Genomic DNA, 23778 nt, shown 5'->3' with positions numbered 1-23778 from the left:
AGTGTCCTAGCCCAGTATTTTAGCCCAGTGCCTGGCCGTTGCCGCCTCGGATGACGCCTACCCCGACGCCTTCGATATCCAGCTGTTGAGTTCTCAGGTCGATTTCGATGGGGGCGAAGTCTTCGTTCTCGGCGAGCAGCGTGACGTGATGCCCCTGGCGTTTAAAACGCTTGACCGTGACCTCGTCTTCCAGGCGCGCGACGACGATCTGACCGTCACGCACGCGGTCGGTACGATGCACCGCCAGCAGATCGCCTTCCAGAATGCCCACATCCTTCATCGACAGGCCGCGAACTCGCAGCAGATAGTCGGCCTTGGGGGTGAAGTACTCTGCAGGGAGCGGGCAGTAACGGTCGATATGCTCCGCTGCCAGAATGGGACTGCCTGCCGCGACTTCGCCAATGACCGGCAGCCCGTTGGGCGTGGCATCGTTGGCGGCGCTGGTAGGCTCGGCTGCCGGGGGCGTGGCGTCGAGCGGCTCCTGGTTGGGCAGGCGAATGCCCCGGGACGTATTGCGAATGATGCGAATGGCACCTTTGCGCTCCAGAGCGCGCAGATGCTCTTCGGCGGCGTTGGGAGAACGAAAGCCCAGCGCCTTGGCGATTTCGGCGCGGGTAGGGGGGTAGCCAAGCTCGCCCATGGTCTTCACGATAAAATCATATACATGCTGCTGGCGTGCGGTGAGTGGGCGTGACATATCAGACTCCAAACAGTGAAAAGACAGTCGCTACATGTCCGTAAAATCAGTATGTGTTTAAGTATACAGTATGTTGCTCTGTCCAGTACATGATGAGTTGCAATCCGTACCGGGGCACGCGGCCTGAACCTTGAGCGGGATAATCGTTTGAGCCAGCAGGGGGAATGGCATACTATTCGCCAACGCGATCGCCATGTTTTAAACACCTGTTTTGGGAGGGCGCTATGGCCCAGTCGGATACGGTCACACGTATTTTGGATACGGCAGAGGTGCTCTTTGCAGAGCGGGGGTTTGCCGAAACATCACTGCGCAATATCACCAGCAAAGCGCGGGTCAACCTTGCTGCCGTCAATTATCACTTCGGGTCGAAGAAAGCGCTGATACAGGCGGTATTTGCCCGTTACCTGGACCCGTTCTCCGAACGCTTCCATACTGCGCTGGACGAGCTGGAAGCGCGCTACGAAGGCCAGGCCATTCCTCTGGAGGTGCTGCTGGAAACCATGGCCACCACCGTGCTGGCCGTGCCTGCCGAGCGCCATAGCCTGAAAGTGTTCATGCGGCTGCTGGGGCTGGCTTACAGCCAGGCGCAAGGACACCTGCGTCGCTATATTCAGCAGCAGTATGGTGATGTCTTCACGCGCTTCACGGAGTTGGTGCGCCGGGCAACGCCCGAGCTGCCAGATGCCGAGCGCTTCTGGCGGCTGCACTTCATGCTGGGCACGGTAATTTTCACTCTGTCTGGCCTGGATGCACTGCGCGATATCGCCGCCAAGGATTATCAGGAGCAGGTAACGGTACGCGACTTGATCCGACGCCTGCGCCCCGTCGTGGTGGCGGCCATGAGCGCGCCAATGCCGTTGCCTGCAGCAACCGTGGATGAGAAGCCTCATGCAAACGCCCAGGTTGGCTGATCTGCCGCCCGTTGAAGGTGGCTGGATGGAAATCGACACCCAGGCCCAACGCCTGCGCTGGTGGCAGGGGCGCGAGCTAAAGCACGAATGCGCCGTTTCCACGGGCAAGGCCGGTGTGGGGCAAGAGGAGGGCAGTGGCTGTACGCCACTGGGCTGGCACTATGTGCGGGCAGCCATTGGCGATGGGCTACCCGAGGATGCGGTCTTTCGAGGGCGTCGTTGGACCGGAGAGGTCTACTCTGCCGATTTGGCGGTCGAATTCCCCGAGCGCGACTGGATCTTGACCCGCATACTGTGGCTATGTGGCCTGGAGCGTGGTATCAATCGCGGCGGCCGTGTCGATTCCCAGCGTCGCTACATCTACCTGCACGGTACTCCCCCTGACCAGCCCATGGGCCTTGCTGCTTCTCACGGCTGTGTGCGTCTACGTAATGCCGACCTGCTCTGGCTTTTCAAACGGGCTGTGCTGGGTACGCCAGTATGGCTGCATTGACGTTGTCCCCGCTGGCATACTCCACATTTTGAAAGATCACACGGGTGGTCTAGAATGACGCCCTTTTTCCTGGACCCAGTACGATGACTCAACCTCTAGGCCCGGTCATGCTCGACCTGGAAGGCCAGACCCTGACCAAGGAAGACCAGCGCCTGCTGAAGAATCCCGCGGTAGGTGGCGTGATTCTGTTTGCTCGTAACGTGGAAAGCGCCACCCAAGTGCGGGAGCTGTGTGACAGCATTCGTCGTGTGCGTGGCGACCTGCTACTGGCCGTCGACCAAGAGGGCGGCCGGGTTCAGCGTATCCGGCAAGGCGTGACGCGCCTGCCGCCCATGGCTCGGATTGGCGACGTGTTTGCCCATGATCAGTCGGTAGGGCTGGCGCTGGCCAAAGATACCGGCTGGCTGCTGGGCATGGAAATGGCCGCCTGTGGCCTGGACATCAGCTTTGCCCCCGTGCTGGACGTGGACAGCGGTATTTCCAGCGTGATCGGGGAGCGCAGCTTCAGCCGCGACCCTCAGCACGTCGCCTTGCTGGGGCAAGCCTTCGTACACGGGTTACACGAAGCAGGAATGGCGGCCGTGGGTAAGCATTTTCCCGGTCATGGCGGCGTGGGGGCCGATTCGCACACCGCTCTCCCTGTCGATGAGCGTCCGCTCTCGGCCATCAAGGAGCACGACCTGGTGCCCTTCAGCCAGCTTGCCACGCTGCTCAACGGCGTCATGCCCGCCCATGTCGTCTACTCTGCCTTCGATTCCCGCCCGGCTGGTTTTTCGCCCAGTTGGCTAGGCATGCTGCGTGAGTCACTGGGCTTCAAAGGCTGCATCTTCTCGGATGACCTGAGCATGGCGGGGGCTCATGAGGCGGGTGGCCCCGCTGAGCGTGCCAAGGCTGCCCTGGCAGCGGGCTGCGACATGCTGCTGATCTGCAACGACCGTGAGGCTGCGCTGGAAGTGGTGCAGGCTTGTCATGACGTATTCAACAAGCGGCCCGCCAAGCTGCGTTATGGTCGCGCGCGACCGCAGCTGGAAGCACTGGCCGCGCTGGGCCGTTGGCGCAAGACCCACGCCAGGCTGGAAGCGCTGGTCGCTGACGCCAGCTAATTGACCCATAGACTGTTTTGGAGAGGCTCGATGTCCAAATTGGATAAAGAAGCGCTGGAGTCGCTGGACTCCATGCGCGAGTTGATGGACAACGCCGACTGTTTGATTTCACAGGAGCAGGTCGAGCGTGCGCTGGACCGTATGGCGGAAGAGATTACCCGTGACCTGGGCGATAAACTGCCGGTTTTCTACTGCGTCATGAACGGGGGGTTGATCACCACCGGTCATTTGCTGACACGTCTGGGTTTCCCACTGGAAGTGGACTACCTGCACGCTACCCGCTACCGCAATGAACTGCGCGGCGGCGAGCTGTTCTGGCGGGTCTCTCCGGAAGTACCCATGGCGGGTCGGCATGTGGTGATCGTCGACGATATTCTCGATGAAGGCGCCACCCTGGCGGCCATCCTGGCGTACTGCAAGGAAGCCCAGGCCGCCAGCGTGACCACCGCCGTACTGGTGGACAAGCAGCACGACCGCAAAGCGGTGCCTGGTCTGAAAGCCGATTACTGCAGTCTGGAAGTCGCCGACCGCTACGTCTTCGGTTTCGGCATGGACTACAAAGGCTACTGGCGAAATGCCCCGGGTATTTTTGCGCCCAAGGGCATGTAAAGCTCTGGCCTAGCGGGGCGAGAAACGTCTTGCCAGGCCGGTTTCGGCAATCATGCGGGTGGAGATCTCCTCCACGGAGAAGCGTGTGGTGTCGATGAAAGGAATGTTCATGCTGCGGTAGAGCGATTCGGCCTGCTCGACTTCCTGCAGGCACTGATCCATGGAGCTGTAGCGGCTGTTGGGGCGACGCTCGTTGCGAATGGCCGCCAGTCGCCGGGCATCGATGGTCAGGCCGAACAGCTTGTGCCGGTGGGGTGCCAGCGCTTTCGGCAATTTCAAGTGGCCATCTTCATCCAGGTCGTCTTCTGTCAGCGGATAGTTGGCTGCGCGAATGCCGAATTGAAGCGCCAGGTACAAGGACGTTGGCGTTTTACCGCAGCGAGATACCCCCACCAGAATGATGTCTGCCTTGTCGTATTGATGGGTGCGGGCACCGTCATCGTTATCCAGTGCAAAATGCACCGAGTGGATACGGTCCATGTAGACATCGTCGCTGCCTATGGAGTGGGTGCGCCCCACGCTGTAGGAAGAGTGCGTTCCCAGCTCTTGCTCCAGCGGTTCCAGAAACGTCGAGAAGATATCGACCTTGAAGCCGGAGGCCTGGCGGATGACGTTGCGGATCTGCTGGTCGACGATGGTGTCGATGATGATGGGGCGAACACCGTCGCGCATCGCGGTGGACTCGATGATCTCGGCGACGGCCTGAGCCTTTTCCAACGTGTCGATGTAGGGTTTGGTGATCATGTTGATGTCCACGTCACTGAACTGCGCCAACAGGCTGCGCCCCAGGCTTTCTGCCGTGATCCCCGTGCCATCGGAAATAAAAAAGGCTGTTCGTTTCATAGTCTGTCCGCCATCCTCATCCAACTGATTTACGAGCGCTCATTGTGTGCCGTGTGCCATGGCAGTACAACGTTTTCGAGTGCAGGGTTTTCGAGCACAGGGTTTTCGTGAGCAGGGTTTGCGTGTGCAGGTTACTTGCGATTGGGCTCGCAATTGTGCTCGCGCAAACAGGTCTGCGTTCTGTACTGACTACATAAACGCTGTGTTTTCGGCCGTTGTTGTAAAAATCCTCCACTCCCTGCGCTGTTAGACCAATGGCGAATAGGGGGCCGCGATGCTAGGGTGACAGCGTGAATGGGTGTCGTCCCAACGGTTGCATCAATGTCTGAGTGAGGGGGTTGCGTGGAAGAGTACATTCTGTGGTTCGATCAGCTGGGTATGGCGGACGTCGAACGCGTGGGTGGTAAGAACGCCTCGCTTGGCGAAATGATCTCCAATCTGGCCGGTGTGGGTGTCACGGTGCCCGGCGGTTTCGCCACTACGGCCCATGCATACCGCGAGTTTCTCTCCCACGAAGGCCTCAACGACCGTATCAACGACACCCTGGCACGGCTCGACGTCGACGACGTCAAGGCGCTGGCCGAAGCTGGAAAGCGTATTCGCCAGTGGATCATCGAGACGCCGTTGCCGCCCACCTTCGAAGCGGCACTGGAGCAGGCGTACCAGCAGTTGCAGGCAAAACACCCCGGCCTGAAGGTAGCGGTGCGCAGCTCGGCAACGGCGGAAGACCTGCCGGATGCATCGTTCGCCGGTCAGCAGGAAACCTTCCTCAATATCGAAGGCCTGGCCAACATCAAGCATGCGGTTCACGAAGTCTTTGCTTCGCTGTTCAATGATCGCGCAATTTCCTACCGCGTCCATCGGGGCTATGCCCACGAGAACGTTGCCCTGTCGGCCGGTGTGCAGAAAATGGTGCGCTCCGAAACCGGTGCGTCCGGTGTCATGTTTACCCTGGACACCGAGTCCGGCTACCGGGACGCGGTGTTCGTCACCGCCTCCTGGGGGCTGGGTGAGACCGTAGTGCAAGGGGCGGTCAACCCTGACGAGTTCTATGTGCACAAGCCCACGCTGGCCGCCGGGCGTCCGGCCGTGTTGCGTCGTACCCTGGGGTCGAAACTGATCAAGATGGTGTACGGCAAGGATGCCAGCGCAGGTCGTTCGGTGGAAACCGTTGACGTGCCTTACAAGGATCGCGGGCGTTTTTGTATCGACGACGAGCAGATCATGGACCTCGCCCGTCAGGCGGTCACCATCGAGCAGCATTACCAGCGGCCCATGGATATCGAGTGGGCGCTGGATGGCGATGACGGCAAGCTGTACATCGTGCAGGCACGTCCTGAAACCGTCGTTTCCCAGCAGGAGGGCGGCAAGCTGGAGCGCTTCCAGCTGCGCGAAAAGGGCCGCACGCTGATCACTGGCCGGGCCATCGGGCAACGCATTGGTCGTGGTGCGGTCAAGATCGTGCTCAGTCCTGACGAGATGGACAAGATTCAAGAGGGTGACATCCTGGTCACCGACATGACCGACCCCGACTGGGAGCCGATCATGAAGCGGGCATCGGCCATCGTCACCAACCGGGGCGGGCGTACCTGTCATGCGGCGATCATTGCCCGTGAGCTGGGCATTCCCGCGGTGGTGGGCTGTGGAGATGCCACCACGCAGCTACAGGAAGGCAGCGACGTGACGGTCTCCTGTGCCGAGGGCGATACCGGTCATGTGTATGAGGGCCTGCTGGCCTTCGATTGCAACGTCTCCAGCGTCGATGCCATGCCGGAGATTCCCTTCAAGATCATGATGAACGTGGGCAACCCGGACCGTGCCTTTGGCTTTGCCAGCCTTCCCCACGCGGGCGTGGGGCTGGCGCGCCTGGAGTTCATCATCAACCGCATGATTGGTGTGCATCCCAAGGCGCTGCTGGATTATCAAACGCTGCCGGTTGACCTTCAGCAGGTGATCGACCTGCGTACGGCAGGGTACGCCGACCCGGTCAGTTTCTACGTCGACAAGCTGGTGGAGGGGATTTCCACCTTGGCGGCGGCGTTTCATCCGCAGCGGGTGATCGTCCGCCTCTCGGACTTCAAATCCAACGAGTACGAGAACCTGATAGGCGGCAAGCTGTACGAGCCAGGTGAAGAGAACCCCATGCTGGGCTTCCGTGGCGCTTCTCGCTACATTTCCGATGCCTTCCGCCCCTGTTTCGAGCTGGAGTGTCGGGCGCTGAAGCGCGTGCGTGAAGAGATGGGCTTCACCAATGTCGAGATCATGGTGCCTTTCGTACGCACCACGGATGAAGCCCGTGAAGTGGTCGAGCTGCTGGCCGCCAACGGCCTGAAGCGCGGTGGCAGCAGCGACCCTGACGGCCTCAAGGTCATCATGATGTGCGAGCTGCCTGCCAATGCGCTGTTGGCCGACGAGTTCCTCGAATATTTCGACGGCTTCTCGATTGGCTCCAACGACCTGACACAGTTGACCCTCGGGCTGGATCGTGACTCGGGCATCGTGGCCCACCTGTTCGATGAACGTAATCCGGCGGTGAAAAAACTTTTGGCCATGGCCATTCAGGCGTGTAAGGCACGAGGCAAGTACGTGGGGATTTGTGGCCAGGGGCCTTCGGATCACCCGGACCTGGCCAAATGGCTGATGGAGCAAGGAATCGACTCGGTGTCGCTGAATCCGGACGCGGTCCTCGAGACCTGGTTCATGCTGGCCGGAGAAAGTATCGCCTGAGTGGCATGACATTCGTGAGCCTGCTGTTTGTTTTTGCGCCCGGCCATTGTGCCGGGCGCACGGGTTTTATAGGCTACGCTTTGTTCTGGATAACGCCGCTCTGGATAACGCCGCCCCCGAGGCGCTGTGCGATGTCTGCCTGTGTCCTGGTTAAAAGGAGATAAATTATGCTGCCTAAACGGGCAATCCCCCTGACGGGCCTACTACTCGTTCCTATGGTGAGCTGGGGGTTTAGTTACCAGGCCCCCGAGATGTCGCCGGAAGTAGGCTCAGGGTATGAGGAGAAGCCCGGTTGGGCCGTTGAATCCTTTGCCGTTGCTGCGGCGAACCCGCTGGCCACTGACGCGGGTTATCAAGTGCTCAAGGCCGGTGGCAATGCCATCGATGCGGCGGTGGCCGTGCAAATGGTGCTGACCCTGGTAGAGCCGCAGTCCAGTGGGATCGGCGGCGGTGCCTTCTTGATGCATTACGACGGCAGCAATGTGCAGGCCTTCGATGGTCGCGAGACCGCGCCTGCCGCGGCCACCGGTGAGCTGTTCATGGAAGATGGCGAGCCGCTGCCGTTCATGGAGGCGGTGGCCAGCGGTCTCTCTGTGGGGGTGCCGGGGGTACTGCGCATGCTGGAGCAGGCCCACGCCGAACATGGCCAACTCGCCTGGCGAGAGCTTTTCACCCCTGCCATTACGCTGGCGGAAGAGGGCTTTGCCGTCAGCCATCGGCTGCATACCAGCCTGGCCAACGATACGGCGCTGCGCGAGGACCCGTTGGCCCGAGCGTACTACTACGATGAGCAAGGCGAGCCGCTGGCCGTTGGTGACACATTGACCAATCCCGCATTGGCCGCCATTTTGCGCCGAGTGGCAGAAGAGGGCAGCAGCGCGTTCCACGAAGGTGCGATTGCCGAGGATCTGGTGACCCGAGTGCAGTCCCATCCACAGCGTCCGGGCGAGATGAGCCTGGACGACCTCAGCGGCTATGAGCCGGTGGAGCGTGAGCCGATCTGTACGCCTTGGCAGGAGTGGGAAGTGTGTGGCTTCCCACCGCCGTCGTCGGGCCATATCACCGTCATGCAAATCCTCGGTATTCTCGATCAGCAGCCGTTGATCGAAGCACCGCTGGATAACGGTGCTCCCAGTAGCGGTTGGCTGCATCAGTTCCTTGAAGCGTCTCGGCTGGCCTTTGCCGACCGAGGTCGCTACATCGGTGATCCTGATTTTGTCGAGGCGCCGGGAGGCGATTGGCGCACGATGCTGGCCCCTGAATACCTCAACCAGCGTAGTCGCCTGATGGGTGAAGCGTCACTGGGCGATAGCGTCGAGCCTGGCAACCCCGGTGAGCTGGAAGTGAGCTTTGCCAGCCAGCCCGAACAGCCTGAGTATGGCACCAGCCACATCAGCATCGTGGACGGCGATGGCAATGCGCTGGCCATGACCACGACCATCGAGCAAGCCTTTGGGTCACGTATCCTGGCAGACGGGGGCACGGGGCTGGCAGGGGGCTATCTGCTCAATAATGAACTGACCGATTTTGCCTTCGAGCCGGAAAGCGAAGGCCTCCCCGTGGCCAATCGCGTTGAGCCTGGCAAACGTCCCCGTTCCAGCATGAGCCCGACGCTGGTCTTCGATCTGGAAAGCGGTGAGCTGGTGGCCAGCCTGGGCTCGCCAGGTGGCGCAGCGATCATTCATTACACGGCCAGAAGCCTGGTGGCCATGCGTGACTGGGGGCTCGATGCTCAGGAAGCGCTGAATCTGCCTCATGCCATCACCCTGGGAGGCGATGTCTACCTGGAAGAGGGTCGATTCTCGGAGGAGGCCGCCGAGGCACTGCGTGGGCGCGGGCATCAGGTGAGTGAGCGGGAGTTGACCAGTGGCCTGCAAGCCATCATGAAGCTGGAGGACGGCACCTTGTACGGTGGCGCCGACCCGCGTCGTGAGGGCGTGGTCATGGGTGAGTGATGTCCTTGCCCGCCGTCGCGCGCTACTGACGTAGCCAGTTGCGCAGTTTTACCAGCATCAGGCCGCCATCGCTCATGGCGTGGCGGTCTTCGATCAGTTCCCTCAAGCGGTCAGGATAGTCGGTGATGATGGCATCTACGCCAAGATCGATCAGCGTCGACATCCTGGCTCGGTCATTCACCGTCCAGGCATGGATTTCATAACCATACAGTGCCGCCAGACGGATTTCCTGTCGGGTAATGCGGTTATGTCGCAAGCCCAGCGCATCGAATTGACGACGGTCGAGCGTGCCGGGGAGTATCAGCTGCGCCAGCAGTGTCACCCTCAGCTCGGGCGCCCGCTGCTTGATGAAGTTGACCAGCGCGGGCGACATGGTGGCCATGCGCATTTCCAGCAGCGTATGCGGGAATCCGCAGGCGGCCATTCCATTCAAGGCATCGTGCTGGGTGGCCCAGCAGCGGTAGCGACGATCGTTTTCTTCATCCAGTTCATCCAGTACCGCTTGAGCCAGCGCTTCCTCCTGGCCCGGTAGCGGTTTCATGTCGATCATCAGCGCGGCGCGGCCCTTCACCAGTGCCAGGGTCTCGTCCAGCCCGGCGATTCGTTCGTTCTGGAAGGCATCGCCAAACCAGCTGCCCACATCGAACTCGCTCAGTTCGTCGCGGGTCAGTTCGCGAAACTCCCTGGGGTCACCGGTGAGCCGAGCCAGCGTGCGGTCGTGGTAGAGCATGACCTGCTGGTCGGCGCTGAGACGCACGTCCAGCTCGACGGCATCGGCACCATCGTCCAGTGCCTGGCGCACGGCGGCCAAGGTGTTTTCAGGCGCCACCATGGAGCTGCCTCGGTGGGCGATGATGGCGACGTTGTCGCGTATTTCGAAGCTGTTGAGTATCCACCAGGCTTGCAGTGCGGCAATCAGCAAGACGCACACTTCCAATGCCCAGGCCAAGCGGCCTGTCTGTTCGCTCTCGGAAGCGGCAGGCCGGGCCTCCCGATAGGCAAGCTGCAAGTAAAGGCAGGCCGACAGCAGCGCATGGGTGGTAATACCCAGAAACGTGATGGTCAGGGTGATCAGGACATAGCCGGTCAGATAGGCCAGCATCGCCGGTACCAGAACGGCACTGTGCTCGGGCAGCCACCATAGCAGCGGCGTGATGAGTGTGTCATAGAGCCAGGTGGTGGCAATCGGCAAGGCAATGATGACGAGCAGTAACAGCAGCACCGCTGCGCCAATGGAGCGGTGCCAGCCCCGGGTAAGGTGCACGCTGCGCTTCAGGGCCTGCAGCGGGTGGCACTGTTCCAGCGCCACCAGCGGCAGAGCCAGTAGCCAGCGCAGATACAGCCAGGCAGCCAGGCTCATCCACAGCAGCACGACCGGCAACGCACAGGCAATGAAGTACCACAGTGCCGGCGGGCGTACACGCTGTAGATAGTAGGGGTCAAGACCGCTGATCCAGAGGTCGTATAGCCAGGCGATGGCGACCATGAAGGGGGCCAGCAGCAGCAGGTGGGCACCCACCTGCAGGATCACCAGCAGCAGCAGTGCTGGTAGGCGCCGAGTGCTGAGCCACAGGGCCTCCAGTGCCAGGCGGTAGTGGTTGTCTTTGGGCCTGCTGGCCACTTGAAGCATGCCCGCTTGCTGCCAGTAGATCAGCAAGAAAGTGACCGCAAGGCCCGCCAGCAGGGTGAACAATCCCAGGGGGCTGAACAGCAGCGCCAGCAAGGCATCGTTGGTGACCACGGTACGGTTGAGCTGCGCCATGAATCGCTGGGAAGCCCAAGCCACCAGCGGCAACACCACGGCCGATGCCAACAGCGTGAACAGCAGGTGGTAGGCAATCAGTGGGCGCAGGTGGTCACGAAGGGTGCGAAGGAGGGCATAGCCCAGTGGCTTGAGCGGCTGCATGGTGTCCGTGGCATGAAAATGAAATATCAGGGTGGCACTATCTGCCACCACTGACAAGTCTGGCGGGTTAGCCGGGGTTAGGCGCGTTCAAGAGAGTTTGAGCGGCTGTTCGGCGACGATGATGCCGTTATTGTCGGCGTAGAGCCATTGACCCACCTGCAGCGTGACGCCTGCAAAGGTCACTGCCACGTCGCGCTGGCCTTCGCCATGTTTTTCGCTGCGACGAGGGTGGCTGCCCAGCGCTTGCACGCCCAGTGGCAGGGTCGCCAGAATGTCTACGTCTCTCACACAGCCATACATGATGACGCCTGCCCAACCGTTTTTGGCAGCTTGTTCAGCCAGCATGTCGCCCAGCATGGCGCAGCGATGAGAGCCGCCTGCATCCACCACCAGGATGGCGCCTTCACCGGGCTCGGCGACGGCCTGCTTGACCATGGTGTTGTCTTCGAAGCATTTGACGGTACGAATAGGCCCGTAAAAGTGATCGACGCCGCCGAAGTTGGCAAACATCGGCTCGAGCACCTTGACCTCGGGGTACTGGTCGCACAGATCGGGGGTAACGACGTAAGGTGTGGTCGTCATGAGAGTCTCCTGTCAGTGAGTGACGCCGCTGATAATAAAAACGCCCCGACCTGCGAAGGAAGGGGCGTTCGGTCATCGGCTCAGAGTCGCGTGGCGTCTCTGCGATGTTGCGAGCATCGGCGATGGGGCAGTAGCCGTGGCGCTTAGGCCTCTTGGGCTACTGGAATCACGTTCGAGGCGACCTTCTGGTACTCCTCGATTTCGTGGAAGTTCATGTAACGATAGATTTCGCCAGCCAAGGCGTCAAATTCGCCCATGTAACGCTGGTACTCAGCCACTGTCGGCAAGCGGCCTTCCACCGCTGCGACCGCTGCCAGCTCCGCCGAGGCGAGGTAGACGTTTGCGCCATCTCCCAGGCGGTTCGGGAAGTTACGTGTAGACGTAGACACGACGGTGCTCTTGGCAGCCACACGCGCCTGGTTACCCATACACAGTGAACATCCCGGCATTTCCATGCGGGCGCCTGCACGGCCGTAAATGCCGTAGTAACCCTCTTCGGTCAGCTGGTGCTGATCCATCTTGGTCGGCGGCGCCAACCACAGGCGGGTCTTCAGGCTGCCCGCAGGCTGTTTCTCCAGCAGCTTACCGGCGGCACGGAAGTGACCGATGTTGGTCATGCACGAACCGATAAACACTTCGTCGATCTTCTCGCCAGCCACGTCGGAGAGCAGGCGAGCGTCGTCCGGATCGTTGGGAGCGCAGAGAACAGGCTCCTTGATCTCGCTGAGGTCGATCTCGATGATTTCGGCGTACTCGGCATCTTTGTCCGCACGCATCAGTGACGGGTTGGCCAGCCACGCTTCCATCCCTTCGATACGGCGGCTGATGGTACGGGCGTCGCCATAACCGTTGGCAATCATCCACTTCAGCAGCGTGATGTTGGACTTCAGGTACTCGGTCACGCTCTCTTCGGACAGCGTGATGGTACAGCCAGCCGCACTACGCTCGGCCGAGGCATCGGAAAGCTCGAAAGCCTGCTCGACGGTGAGGTCTTCGAGGCCCTCGATTTCCAGCACGCGGCCGGAGAAGGCGTTTTTCTTGCCGGATTTCTCGACCGTCAGCAGACCCTGCTTGATGGCGTAGAGAGGAATGGCGTGAACCAGGTCGCGCAGCGTGACGCCAGGCTGACGCTCACCCTTGAAACGCACCAGAACGGACTCGGGCATATCCAGCGGCATGACGCCAGTGGCAGCAGCAAAGGCAACCAGACCAGAACCTGCCGGGAAGGAGATACCGAGCGGGAAGCGGGTGTGGGAGTCACCGCCGGTGCCGACCGTGTCCGGCAGCAGCATGCGGTTCAGCCAGCTGTGGATGATACCGTCGCCGGGGCGCAGTGAAACACCGCCACGGTTCATGATGAAGTCGGGCAGGGTGTGGTGAGTGTCTACGTCAACCGGTTTCGGATAAGCCGCCGTGTGGCAGAAGGACTGCATGACCAGATCGGCTTGGAAACCAAGACAAGCAAGATCTTTCAGCTCGTCGCGGGTCATCGGGCCAGTGGTGTCCTGGGAGCCTACGGTGGTCATCTTCGGTTCGCAGTACATGCCGGGACGAACGCCGTCCATGCCGCAGGCCTTGCCCACCATCTTCTGTGCCAGCGTAAAGCCTTTGCCGGTATCGGCCGGCTGATCGGGCAGTCGGAAAACGTCTGAAGGCGCCAAGCCTAGCGACTCGCGCGCTTTACCGGTCAGGCCACGGCCGATGATCAACGGAATACGACCGCCTGCACGCACTTCATCGAGAATCAGCTGAGTTTTCAGTTCGAAAGTGCTCAACACTTCATCGGTGCCGTGCTTGCACACTTTGCCTTCGTAGGGATAAACGTCAATGACGTCGCCCATTTCCAGCTTGGAAACGTCCATTTCTACCGGCAGGGCACCGGAATCTTCCATGGTGTTGAAGAAGATCGGGGCAATCTTGCCGCCGAAACAGAAGCCACCAGCGCGCTTGTTTGGCACGTAAGGAATGTCGTCACCAAAGAACCACAGCACAGAGTTAGTGGCTGACTTACGCGAAGAGCCGGTACCTACCACGTCACCTACATAGGCAACCGGGAAGCCTTTGGCTTTGACGTCTTCGATCTGCTTGAGCGGGCCCGTGGTGCCCGGTACTTCAGGCTCGATGCCTTCGCGCTCGTTTTTAAGCATGGCGTTGGCATGCAGTGGAATATCGGGGCGTGACCATGCATCCGGCGCGGGCGACAGGTCGTCGGTGTTGGTTTCACCCGGGACCTTGAAGACGGTCAGCGTGATTTTTTCTTCCAGCGCAGGCTTGGAGAGGAACCACTCGGCGTCGGCCCAGGACTGCATGACGTCCTTGGCGACGGCGTTGCCATTCTTGGCGCGCTCTTCCACATCGTGGAACGCATCGAACATCAGCAGGGTGTGCTTGAGCTGCTCACCTGCTTCACGGGCCAGCTCTTCGTTATCGAGCAGCTCGACCATGGAAACGATGTTATAGCCGCCCTGCATGGTGCCCAGCAGTTTGACGGCATGGACCTTGTCGATCAGCGGCGAGGACGCCTCGCCTTTGGCCAACGCGGTCAGGAAGCCCGCTTTGACATAGGCGGCTTCGTCGACGCCCGGCGGTACCCGGTTGGTGATCAAGTCCAGAATGAACTCTTCTTCTCCGGCCGGCGGGTTCTTCAGCAGCTCGATCAGGTCGGCGACTTGTTCGGCGGTCAGGGGCTTGGCTGGGACGCCCTCTGCAGCGCGTTCCTCGACATGTTGGCGGTAAGCTTCAAGCACGTTGGGGCCCTCTCATCTTCTTGGTAGTGATCATCAGTGTTAGCAAAAGACGCCTGCACGGTAACAAGGACATCCTTCGATCACATGACATACGCCTGAGAATCAGCGTCTGGTGGATGGCTCGGATTCTACGGGAAACTGTCGACAATGTTAAGAAGTCAGGCAGGATGCCTACTTGTACTTTGTGTTGAGATGTTGAAAGACGCTTTCCTGAGAGCAGCTTTTTTGATTAATGTGCCGTAAACATGAAAGTTTTTACCAAGAGGCGTGTTTTTGGGTGACGGCTGGTGTGATTATCGTGATGCCGCGTTACCATGGCTGCCAAGCGAGCGCTGGCCTGTAGAGCTGGGTAGCCTCGGCAAGCATGATTCCCGTGTGGAGCGTGATTCAGGCTTGCTATACATTAGTGTCAATAGTGTCAATGCATTTTTAGGCGAGGCTGGAAGACACGTTTGTTCATCCTCGAACCAATCAGGGAACGGACGCCATTGGCGTTTATATATTGTACAATAGTGTGATAAACGCTTGGTGCTGGTGTTATGTCGATACAATTAATGGCGTTGCAAACAGCGGAACATGCGCTGCAAGCGGATGATCTGTTGCCAGAAAGTTTGCATGACTTTTTAGCTTGCCCGACCCCCGATGCCTGGTTGCAATGGGCATTGGCCAACCCGGAAACACTGCTGATCGATCACGCACAGTGTGAAAAAAAAGCGGCTTCCACGGCCATGAGCCTGCTGTATCGCTACGTGGATCAGCCGCTGCTGTTGAGCAAGATGTCGCAATTGGCTCGCGAGGAGCTGCTTCATTTCGAGCAGGTAGTGGGCTTGATGGAACGCCGTGGTGTTCCTTATCGCCATCTGACGGCGTCACGCTACGCCGAAGGCCTTAGAAAGCATTTACGCAGTCAGGATCCTGAGCGCTTGATCGACCTGTTGATCATCGGCGCTCTGATCGAGGCGCGCAGCTGTGAGCGCTTCGCGCGACTCATTCCTTACCTGGACGAAGAGCTGGCCAAGTTCTATCGCACCCTGGTCAAGTCCGAAGGGCGTCATTTCGAAGACTATCTCTTGCTGGCTCGCCAGCAGACCGATGCGCCTATCGACGAACGCATCGCCTTCTTCGTTGCTCGTGAGGCGGAACTGATCATGTCTCCAGATACGGCTTTTCGTTTTCATAGTGGCGTGCCTGCGTGATGCGCCGCTAGCCAAGGCAGGATGTGTAACATGCGTGATGCTCAACAGACAGATCAGTTGACCCTGTTTGGTCACTTCTCCTTGACTCAAGGGGAGGACGTGCTCACTCATTTCAGCTACGACAAAGTCAAGGCGCTGCTGGTGTACCTGCTGCTTCATCGCCAGCCCGTCAATCGTGCCGCCCTTGCGGAGCTGCTGTGGCCAGACCAAGGCCTCTCCTCAGGCAGAACCAACCTGCGCCATGCGCTGCACTGCCTGCGCCAATCCATGGGCGAGCATGCCGATCACGTCCTCAACGTGTCGCGGCAGACCATTGCCTTTCATCTGCCGTCCCACTGGCAGGTGGATTTGCATGAGCTGCAGCAACTGCTGGAAGGGCCCAAGGATCTGGAGACGCTGGAAGCGCTGATGGAGTGCTACCAGGGGGATCTGATCGAGGAACTGCAGCTCAGCAACTGCAGCGAGTTCCAGCGTTGGCTGGTGCAAGTGCGCAATGAGTGGCGCCAACGAGTCATCCGCTTTGCCGAACAGGTGCTGGAAACACATGCCGAAGTGCCGGATGCCATGCTGGAAGGACTGGTCAGCCGCTTTTCAGGCTACGGCCCGTTCCACGAGCGCTGGGTGCGGCAGCTAGCCGAGCAGAACCAGATGGCTGCGGCTCACGAGCAATACAACAGCTACCTTCAACTGCTGGCGCTCTCCGGACAACAGCCTGAGCCCAGTTTCGTGCAATTGGCCAGTTTCTGGTCGGATGGGCACCACGACCCCCGCGCGATGTCGCCACAAGGGGCCTTTTCGCGCGCGTTGGCTGCGGATAGCAAGCCGCTGCGCGAAGATGAGATCGAGCTGCGTCAGCTTTCGGTGATGGCCATCCGCTTGCGCTTGAAGGGTGACTGGCCGGATCGCGCGGCTACACGCAACTGCTTGGCCCTACAGCTGGAACTGTTGAGATGGTTGGAGCAGCAGTGCCACCATCTGGGCGGTTTCTGGCTGCCGGGGGCAACGGGGGGCTTGGGTCTGGCCTGCTTCGGTACCCATGGCCCCGCCCATCAACTGGCGGAACTGGTGGCGCTTTATGAACACTGCCGTCAGGCGCTACCCCAGGAGAGCCGTCGCCACTGGACCGGGGACGCCGAACCGCCGGTGTTCGAGCTGGCGGCCGGGCTGCACAGCGGGCGCGTGGTCTACTTGCCGGAGCGCCAGCTGGCCGACCCGCTGGGTCAGGTGACGCAAGAGTCTTTGGAGCTGATGAGTGCCGCCGAGGGAAGCGAGCTGGTCATCTCTCAGGAGGCCAGCCAGCACATGCCCCCCGCGCTGGATTTGCAGCCCAGGCTGGTATCGCGCTTGGTGGCCAGCGATGGCCGAGTGCGTTTGCGTGCGCTGGCGCTGGGTCAGAACGAAGGCGGGCGTGACGCTTTGCCGCCGAGCCTGGTGGGAAGGGAAACCTCGCTACGCACCTTGCGCGATGCGCTGGCACGTGCCGGCATCGGTTTGCGGCAAAGCGTGCTGGTGCGTGGTGCCTCGGGCATGGGCAAGTCGGCGCTGATGGTGGGATTCCGTCAGCTGGAGTTGAGTCGCGATGCGGCAATCTGCTGGCTTCCGACCACTCGGCTTTCGGTACTGGACCCTTACGGAGTGGCGCGTTCACTGCTGGCTTGGCACCTTGAGCACCCTCCAACGCGCGAGTCGGTGCATGCACTGCAGGCAACGTTGGGGCTCGATACTGCTGACGGTGCGCATCAACAGCTGCTCGAAGAAGCTCTCGGGGTCCGCGAAGTTCAGGAAATCACCCAGCTGACTCAAAATGGCGAAGCCGTGGAGCTGGTGGTGAAGCTCTTGCACCGGCTGATCGACCATCGTGCCGCGACACAAACGCTGGTGCTGATGATTGATGACCTTCAGTGGCTCGATGAGCCGTCTTTCAAGGTGTTGGCAGGGCTGCAGGCCCGCCTGCCGATCAATACGGCCTTCATGATGGTGGCCAGCCACCACGGCCGCGAACCGCTACCGGTCAAGCTGCACTGGGATCAGCAGATCACCCTGGGCAGGCTGGATGCATTGCAGTCCTCACGGCTGCTGTCGCAGCTTTCTCGTCGCTACCGTATTCATCTGAGCCCAAGGCTGCGCAACCAGATCATTGAGCGCTGTGATGGCGTACCGCTTTACATGCAGGAAATTTGTCGGCGCCTCGACATGGATCGTCGCGAAGGTCGCAGCGTGCACCTGGACGAGCTGCCCAAGGGGCTGCTGGGGCTCCTGGCCAGCCGAATCGATCAGTTGGAAGGTGATCGTGTCATTGCCCATATCGCAGCGGTCTTGGGCAAACGTTTCCGGTTGGATTTTCTGACAGAATGCAGCGGTTGGGAAAAGCCGCGATTGTGCCAGGCGCTGGAGCACATGCGCGCGTTGGAGATCATCGAACCCATCGACAAGGAGGGCGGTGATCACGAGTACCAGTTCAGCCACCAGCTGCTTCAGGAGGCTGCCTATCTTTCCTGTCCTCGTGATGTCAGGGTCAAGCTGCATCAGCAGGTCGTGACCTTGATCGAAGAGCGTTTTCCAGTATGGATCAGTCGCCATCCGGGAGACTTTGCCACGCATCTGCGGCGCAGTGGCCACTATGCACGTGGGGCCCGCTACTTCGAGCTCTCTGCTCGCGAAGCGCTCAAAGTGAGCGCCAACCGCACGGCGCTGCGCATGGCCGATTTCGGCCTGGCCAGCTTGCGCCACGTAGCCCATGAGGTGGCGCGTGAAGTCAGCCTGCTGACGGTGCGTGGCCAGGCAGCGTTCGCCCTGGAAGGGCACGGTTCGCCTACGGCCCATGAAAGCTTTGTGAGAGCCCGGGAGCTGCTGCGTCAAAGCGGCGGCGACACCCCTGAAGATCCGGAAGACCTCGAGCAGATCTTCCTGGTCAAGTGGGGGCTATGGGTGGGGCGTAGCCAGCGCTATGCCCATGCCGACGCCTTTGCGTTGGCATCGACCCTGGCGGATATTGCCGCTCGGCTGGAAGACCCGCGCTACCGTCGACTGGCAGATTACGCACGAGCGCACTGTGAATACTGGGCGGGGCGCATTCAGCAGGCCCACGACCATCTGGACGAAATCGATCCGCTGAATGCCCCGATGATGATCGAGTGGCTGCCGTTCTCGGACCATCCCCAGGTAACGGCAGCCTGTTTTCAGGGCTGGGCGCTCTGCTTGAGAGGTGATTACCATCGTGCTGAGCGGCATGTTTCGGCGGCCATTCGGCTAGCGGAGCAGATCGGCCATCCCGGCACTTTGGCCATGGCGCTGATGTTTGCAGCAGCGCTGTATCGTCAGTTGGGCCATGTGCATTTGGCGGCGCGGCATGCCGAGCGAGCTGCGGCCATGACAGGAACGCCAGACCTTCAGCTGTGGCAGATTTCCGCTCAGGGAGTGTTGGGTTGGCAGCGTGCGTTGGCGGGGGATCAGGGTGGCTTGGTGCAAATGCACGACAGCCTGGATCAGATGGCCGAATTGAACGGCCGAGACCGCTTCCAGCGGCCCGTGTTGTGGTACTCCGATGCCTGTATCGAGCTGGGTGAGCTGCACGCAGCCGAAGAGTATCTCGACCAGTGTCTGGTGATTGCCCGTGAGCGCACGACTCTTTTCCTGCCCGAACTGGCCACCCAGCTGGCCCGCGTGCGTGACCTGCTGGGCCACCCTGCCCACGAGGTCAAGGCGTTGGCGGAAATGGCCATTCAGCAATCCCGCGAGCATGGCAACCGCCATCAGGAGTTGGCGGCGCTGGAGCTATGGCTTACGCGTATAGAGCCCAATGACCAGAAAGCGAAAGAGGTGTTTCGTCGACTGCTGGGCGAGGTAAGCCATAGCGATGCGCCGGTGCTGGTGCGCTGGATCAGCCTGCTGGACCGTCGCTTGCCGCACCCGGTGAGCCTGGGAGGCGAGGCCTAATCGGCTGTGGCGGTTTCCCACCAGTAGAGTGTGGCGAGGGCCTCTTCTCGGTCCTCGCCACACACCTCCTTGTCGAAGTCGAACTGGCTGCATACGGCAGGGCGACGGGCATCACCAAAGAGCATGCAGAGATGTTGCTCATTCAACTGAACACAGCGAACGCCTGAGGGCTTGCCGTCTGGCATGCCGGGAATGGGCGAGCTGATGGACGGCGCGATGCAGCAGGCGCCGCAGCCCATGCGACAACTGCCCTTTCGGTCACTGGTGATCAGAGTCGTCATGGCGCTGCCTGTGCCGTAGCCCCCTTGTTGATACCTTCGAAGGCTTCCACGTAGGTTTCCTGCTGAGTTTGCTGGGCGATACTGCCGGCCAGCCAACGGGCGATATTTTCCACGGTCGTGGGCGTTGGCAATACGCTGCAGCGGTGAGCGGGCAGGGTGATCGAGAATTCACCCTGTTCGGCTGTGTAGCGACAGGTCAGTGTGGTGGCTGTCTGTTCCGCCACATCGGCCTGTTCCAGCAGGTAGCGGTTATCCAGCCATTCACTCCATTGTGTCTCAAGGGCAGGTTGGCGCTGTTGCTGTTGATAGACATGCAGCCGGGAGCGGTGGCCATGGGCGATACGCTGGCAGTTGCCCAGGTGACGTTTCAGGCCGTGGCTGTAACCATAGGATGCGCCTTCGATACGCTCTTCCTGCAGGTTCAGGGTGACACGGGTGACGTTGCGAGGCCGAGCGCGTGTCAGCTCTTCGCTCAGGAGCTGAGTCACCCTGGCCAGCGAGATGTGTTCCCAGGGGAGCAGTGTGAACGCCTGGGCAGGTCCGCGAACTTCCATCGGATAGGGCGTGGCTGTGCGAACGCACAGGCCTTCTGGGCACTCGCTGATGTCTACGCCGGGCGCCTTGGTGGGCACCAGCAGCGTATGATCCAGCCCGTTGTCCAGCGTGCGCTTGATCCAGGGTTTCACTTCGCCAAAATCGAACAACATGCCGTCTTCACCCAGTTCGCCATCCAGATGGGCGTCGACCTGCCAACTGCAGCCGGTCAAGCCACGCTCAGGGCACCAGAGTGAGACATCGATATGGGTCAGGTGGTGAACGAATAAAGCCATCAATCGAATCCTGCGATCTTGTGGGTTTGCAGCGACAAGCGCCACTGGGGGTGGGCCATGCAATAGGCCGTCGTGGCGGCCACCGTGGCGGCATTGCGCTCAGCGACAGTGGTATGGATCGTGTCGGCATGCTGGGCGACGTGATCCATGGGCTGCAGGTAAAAGTGTCGAAAGTGCAGCGCGGCAAAGTGCTCGGGCGGGGCATCGTGCTGTGGGTACACCAGCTTCAGCTCATCCCCTTGGTGAATGGCCAGCGGGTTGCTGCCCTTGGGGCTGACGCATAGCCAGTCGATTCCGGCGGGCGCGGGCAACGTGCCGTTGGTTTCCACGGCGACCTCGAACCCTTCGCTGTGCAGCATGGCGATGAGCGGGGTATCGAGCTGCAGTAACGGCTCTCCTCCGGTAAACACCACATAGGGCACCGCGCTGCCTGCGTTGGCTGGCCACAGCTGTTTGATATGCCGTGCCAACTGCTGCGGGCTTTCGAAGCGACCGCCATTGGCGCCATCGGTGCCGATGAAATCGGTATCGCAGAAAGTGCACTTGGCCGTGGCTCGGTCGGCGTCACGCCCCGACCAGAGATTGCAGCCCGCAAAGCGACAGAAAACGCTGGCGCGCCCCGCCTGGGCACCTTCGCCCTGCAGCGTGTAAAACGCTTCTTTGACGTGGTACATCAGCAGTCTCGCTCGGCAAGGGGAGCATACGCGAGCGGATCGGTGGCCTGATTGGCGGCAAAGGCCGCCAGCCGTTCACGGCAGCTGCCACACTGCCCGCAGGCGAGCCGCTGGCCTTCGTAGCAGGTCCAGGTATGGCGGTAATCCAGGCCCATGGCGAGCCCATCACGCAGGATGTCGTCTTTGCTGGAGGCCAGATAAGGGGCATGGACCGTGACGGGTTCGAAGTTGGCAATCTGCGCCACATCGTTCATGGCTTCGACGAAGGCCGGGCGGCAGTCGGGGTAAAGCACGTGATCGCCGCCGTGCGCGCCATAATCCACACGGCTGGCACCGATATTGACTGCCTTGGCAATGGCCAACGACAGCAGAATCATGTTGCGATTGGGCACCACGGTGCTGTGGAGCGAGTCGGCATCGTACTCCCCTTGAGGCATGGTCAACGCAGCGTTGGTCAATGCCGAGTTGTCGATCAGCCCGTGGATGGCGCGAATATCGACGACCTCATGAGGGATGGACAAGGACTCACATACCTGACGTGCAACGTCCAGTTCACGACGGTGGCGCTGACCGTAATCGAAGGATAGCGCATGGACAGCGAGGCCCTCGCGTAGCGCACGGTGAAGGACGGTATAGGAGTCCATGCCGCCGGAGTAGATGACGACGGTGGATGGCGCCTGGGCGCCGGATGATGCAGTGGATGACATGCTGGGTACTCATGGTCGGAGAATTTATGTCGTGCCTGCCCAAGCAGCAGGGCGGTGTTCCGGGGTCCGGTCCGGAAGGCGGGCAGTTTACGCAATGCCGCGCTTGCTGACCAGTGTTCTGGGGGGTGGCATCCGGTGTGCCAAGGGAATTGGCGTGATAAGCTACTCATCTACAGCCGCTAGAGATGGACGCATGGCCACCATAGAACATAGTGAAATCGTTAGAGCCTCCCCGGAGCGCGTATTTGACTTGTTACGCCGAGTGGAAGATTTTGCGGATTATTCGGACCTGATACGCTCGATCGATCGTCTTGGCGAAAACCGCTACCGCTGGCACGTGCGGGCAATGGGCATGGATTGGGCGTTTGACGTGGAGGTAACCGATATCGATCCTCCAACGGTGCTGGCCTGGGAATCCCTGGAAGGTGTCAGGAACCAGGGGCGCTATCAGCTGCGTGCCGTACCCGAAGGGACTGAGGTGTCGCTGACGCTGAGCTATGACATCCGCAATCGTCTGATGGAAAAAGCGGTGAACAAGGCGGCTAAACCGCTGGTCGGAAAGGTCAGTCGACAAATTCTCGAGCGGGTTGAAGCACGCCTCAATGCGTAAATTATCTCTCTATTCCTGGCGTTGGGCGGCCGCGTTTGCGGTGGCTGCCATGCTGGCCTACGTATGGCTTTGGTACTCCCCGGACCTGATGGCGGTGAAACGCTGGGCCGCGACCATGTCTCATCATCCCGTGGTCGTGGTGACGGTCATGCTGACCATGGCGGTCACCCTGGCGATTGGCTTGCCTGGCAGTATTGGACTGTGGTTGATTGCCCCCTTTTATCCCCCCCTGGTCGCTACGGTGATGTTGACCATCAGCAGTGTCGCGGGTGCCTGGGGAGCCTATCTGCTTGCTGCACGGGTCGGCGAGCGTTGGCAGCCCAAGGGGCTGACCCTCAAGGTCATGGACACGCTGAAAGCGCGTAGCGATCTGCTGACGCAATGTGCCATGCGTGTGTTGCCGGGCTTTCCACATTCAGTGATCAATTTTGCGGCAGGCTTGGGGCATATTGCCCTGGGGCGTTATCTGCTGGCTGCAGCCTTGGGGCTGGCCGTGAAATGGGCTGTCTACAGCAGTGCCATTTACGGTGCGCTGGAAGCCATCGAAGAAGAAGACCCGCTGCAGATGGACGTACTGCTGCCGCTTCTGGCGTTGACGGCTTTATTGCTGGCGGGGGCCTGGTACCGGCGCCGCCTGGAAGCGGCGCGGGAGCAGGCGTGATGCGAAGGCCTATTCGGCTTTGTGCATCGAGGCATCCAGATGATCGACGACCTCGGCCCAGTCGGCATCTTCTTCCACTGCTTCGCGTAGAAAATCCGCTTGGCCCTCGTTCCAGCAGGGGGCGTCGGCCAAGGGCATCTCTTTGGGCAGCGGGGAGTTCCGTTCGATAAAGCGTTCGATGGAGGCTGAATCCGAGCGCAGCCCCAGTTGCTCAAACAGTTCGCTAAAGTGATGTACCGGTTGATCCATACGTTTCCACCTGTTTTCAGAAGGTTATGTTGCACTCCATGTGTTCTGTTTAACCATAGCC

The 23778-nt window shown here is 60.5% G+C and carries 20 protein-coding genes; 10 read left to right on the top strand and 10 right to left on the bottom strand.

From position 1 onward, the window contains the following. Positions 1 to 19: 19 nt before the first annotated feature. The gene (gene lexA / locus RVM26_RS07135) at positions 20 to 697 is read right to left on the bottom strand and encodes a transcriptional repressor LexA (protein WP_287805922.1); all 678 of its coding nucleotides are present in this window, start codon (positions 695 to 697) and stop codon (positions 20 to 22) included. A 224-nt stretch (positions 698 to 921) separates the two neighbouring features. Between lexA and RVM26_RS07130 the strand changes: the two genes are divergently transcribed. The 4 genes from RVM26_RS07130 to RVM26_RS07115 all read left to right on the top strand — a co-directional run bounded on the left by RVM26_RS07130 (position 922) and on the right by RVM26_RS07115 (position 3813). Then, complete coding sequence (locus RVM26_RS07130) at positions 922 to 1608, top strand: TetR/AcrR family transcriptional regulator (RefSeq protein WP_287805925.1); 687 nt, start codon at positions 922 to 924, stop codon at positions 1606 to 1608. Continuing rightward, positions 1586 to 2101, top strand: a complete 516-nt coding sequence (locus RVM26_RS07125; RefSeq protein WP_498941502.1) for a L,D-transpeptidase family protein — start codon at positions 1586 to 1588, stop codon at positions 2099 to 2101. The genes RVM26_RS07130 and RVM26_RS07125 overlap by 23 nt, the downstream gene beginning before the upstream one ends. An 83-nt stretch (positions 2102 to 2184) precedes the next feature. Further along, positions 2185 to 3204: a beta-N-acetylhexosaminidase gene (nagZ, locus tag RVM26_RS07120; RefSeq protein WP_287805930.1), complete on the top strand. Its 1020-nt coding sequence runs from the start codon at positions 2185 to 2187 to the stop codon at positions 3202 to 3204. A 30-nt stretch (positions 3205 to 3234) separates the two neighbouring features. Next, positions 3235 to 3813: a hypoxanthine-guanine phosphoribosyltransferase gene (locus tag RVM26_RS07115; RefSeq protein WP_096922894.1), complete on the top strand. Its 579-nt coding sequence runs from the start codon at positions 3235 to 3237 to the stop codon at positions 3811 to 3813. 9 nt (positions 3814 to 3822) lie between these two features. On the opposite strand, the gene ppsR is transcribed toward RVM26_RS07115, so the two are convergent. Then, complete coding sequence (gene ppsR, locus RVM26_RS07110) at positions 3823 to 4656, bottom strand: posphoenolpyruvate synthetase regulatory kinase/phosphorylase PpsR (protein WP_016913992.1); 834 nt, start codon at positions 4654 to 4656, stop codon at positions 3823 to 3825. A 342-nt stretch (positions 4657 to 4998) separates the two neighbouring features. On the opposite strand from ppsR, the gene ppsA reads away from it, so the two are divergent. Then, positions 4999 to 7383 carry a phosphoenolpyruvate synthase gene (ppsA, locus tag RVM26_RS07105; RefSeq protein WP_039182175.1) on the top strand — a complete coding sequence of 795 codons (2385 nt, stop codon included), beginning with the start codon at positions 4999 to 5001 and terminating at the stop codon, positions 7381 to 7383. A 167-nt stretch (positions 7384 to 7550) separates the two neighbouring features. After that, entirely contained in the window at positions 7551 to 9338 is a 1788-nt protein-coding gene (gene ggt / locus RVM26_RS07100; RefSeq protein WP_287805937.1) for a gamma-glutamyltransferase, read from the top strand. 22 nt (positions 9339 to 9360) lie between these two features. On the opposite strand, the gene RVM26_RS07095 is transcribed toward ggt, so the two are convergent. The 3 genes from RVM26_RS07095 to acnB form a co-directional block, all read right to left on the bottom strand. Further along, a complete protein-coding gene (locus RVM26_RS07095; protein WP_498941501.1) occupies positions 9361 to 11244 on the bottom strand; it encodes a glycerophosphodiester phosphodiesterase family protein in 1884 nt (627 codons plus the stop codon). A gap of 87 nt (positions 11245 to 11331) precedes the next feature. Beyond that, complete coding sequence (rraA, locus tag RVM26_RS07090; protein ID WP_287805943.1) at positions 11332 to 11826, bottom strand: ribonuclease E activity regulator RraA; 495 nt, start codon at positions 11824 to 11826, stop codon at positions 11332 to 11334. A gap of 143 nt (positions 11827 to 11969) precedes the next feature. Next, positions 11970 to 14573, bottom strand: coding sequence for a bifunctional aconitate hydratase 2/2-methylisocitrate dehydratase (gene acnB / locus RVM26_RS07085; RefSeq protein ID WP_287805946.1), 2604 nt, complete (start codon positions 14571 to 14573; stop codon positions 11970 to 11972). Between the two features lie 539 nt (positions 14574 to 15112). On the opposite strand from acnB, the gene RVM26_RS07080 reads away from it, so the two are divergent. Then, the gene (locus RVM26_RS07080; RefSeq protein ID WP_026001703.1) at positions 15113 to 15769 is read left to right on the top strand and encodes a MiaE family protein; all 657 of its coding nucleotides are present in this window, start codon (positions 15113 to 15115) and stop codon (positions 15767 to 15769) included. 30 nt (positions 15770 to 15799) lie between these two features. Then, on the top strand, positions 15800 to 19705 hold the full coding sequence (locus RVM26_RS07075) for an ATP-binding protein (protein ID WP_287805950.1): 3906 nt from the start codon (positions 15800 to 15802) through the stop codon (positions 19703 to 19705). Here RVM26_RS07075 and RVM26_RS07070 read toward each other — a convergent pair. Genes RVM26_RS07070 through queC form a run of 4 tightly spaced genes read right to left on the bottom strand, consistent with a single transcriptional unit; the run spans position 19702 to position 22197 of the window. Next, positions 19702 to 19986 (bottom strand): YkgJ family cysteine cluster protein, encoded by a 285-nt coding sequence (locus RVM26_RS07070; RefSeq protein ID WP_287805953.1) that lies wholly within the window; start codon positions 19984 to 19986, stop codon positions 19702 to 19704. The two genes, RVM26_RS07075 and RVM26_RS07070, sit on opposite strands and share 4 nt — an antisense overlap. Next, positions 19983 to 20816 carry a 6-carboxytetrahydropterin synthase gene (locus tag RVM26_RS07065; RefSeq protein WP_287805956.1) on the bottom strand — a complete coding sequence of 278 codons (834 nt, stop codon included), beginning with the start codon at positions 20814 to 20816 and terminating at the stop codon, positions 19983 to 19985. The genes RVM26_RS07070 and RVM26_RS07065 overlap by 4 nt, the downstream gene beginning before the upstream one ends. Then, a complete protein-coding gene (gene queE / locus RVM26_RS07060) occupies positions 20816 to 21490 on the bottom strand; it encodes a radical SAM family protein (RefSeq protein ID WP_498941500.1) in 675 nt (224 codons plus the stop codon). The genes RVM26_RS07065 and queE overlap by 1 nt, the downstream gene beginning before the upstream one ends. After that, complete coding sequence (gene queC / locus RVM26_RS07055) at positions 21490 to 22197, bottom strand: 7-cyano-7-deazaguanine synthase (protein WP_498941499.1); 708 nt, start codon at positions 22195 to 22197, stop codon at positions 21490 to 21492. The genes queE and queC overlap by 1 nt, the downstream gene beginning before the upstream one ends. A 193-nt stretch (positions 22198 to 22390) precedes the next feature. Between queC and RVM26_RS07050 the strand changes: the two genes are divergently transcribed. After that, positions 22391 to 22807, top strand: a complete 417-nt coding sequence (locus RVM26_RS07050; protein WP_498941498.1) for an SRPBCC family protein — start codon at positions 22391 to 22393, stop codon at positions 22805 to 22807. Further along, positions 22800 to 23468, top strand: coding sequence for a TVP38/TMEM64 family protein (locus RVM26_RS07045; protein ID WP_498941497.1), 669 nt, complete (start codon positions 22800 to 22802; stop codon positions 23466 to 23468). Before RVM26_RS07050 ends, RVM26_RS07045 begins: the two co-directional genes overlap by 8 nt. Positions 23469 to 23477: 9 nt before the next feature. On the opposite strand, the gene RVM26_RS07040 is transcribed toward RVM26_RS07045, so the two are convergent. Continuing rightward, positions 23478 to 23717, bottom strand: coding sequence for a DUF2789 domain-containing protein (locus RVM26_RS07040; RefSeq protein ID WP_039182146.1), 240 nt, complete (start codon positions 23715 to 23717; stop codon positions 23478 to 23480). Positions 23718 to 23778: the final 61 nt, after the last annotated feature.

The organism is Halomonas sp. KM072 (assembly GCF_050710315.1).
Taxonomy (GTDB): domain Bacteria; phylum Pseudomonadota; class Gammaproteobacteria; order Pseudomonadales; family Halomonadaceae; genus Vreelandella; species Vreelandella hamiltonii.
The sequence above is the reverse complement of the archived record's forward strand: the minus strand, read 5'-3'. Positions and strand labels throughout refer to the sequence as shown.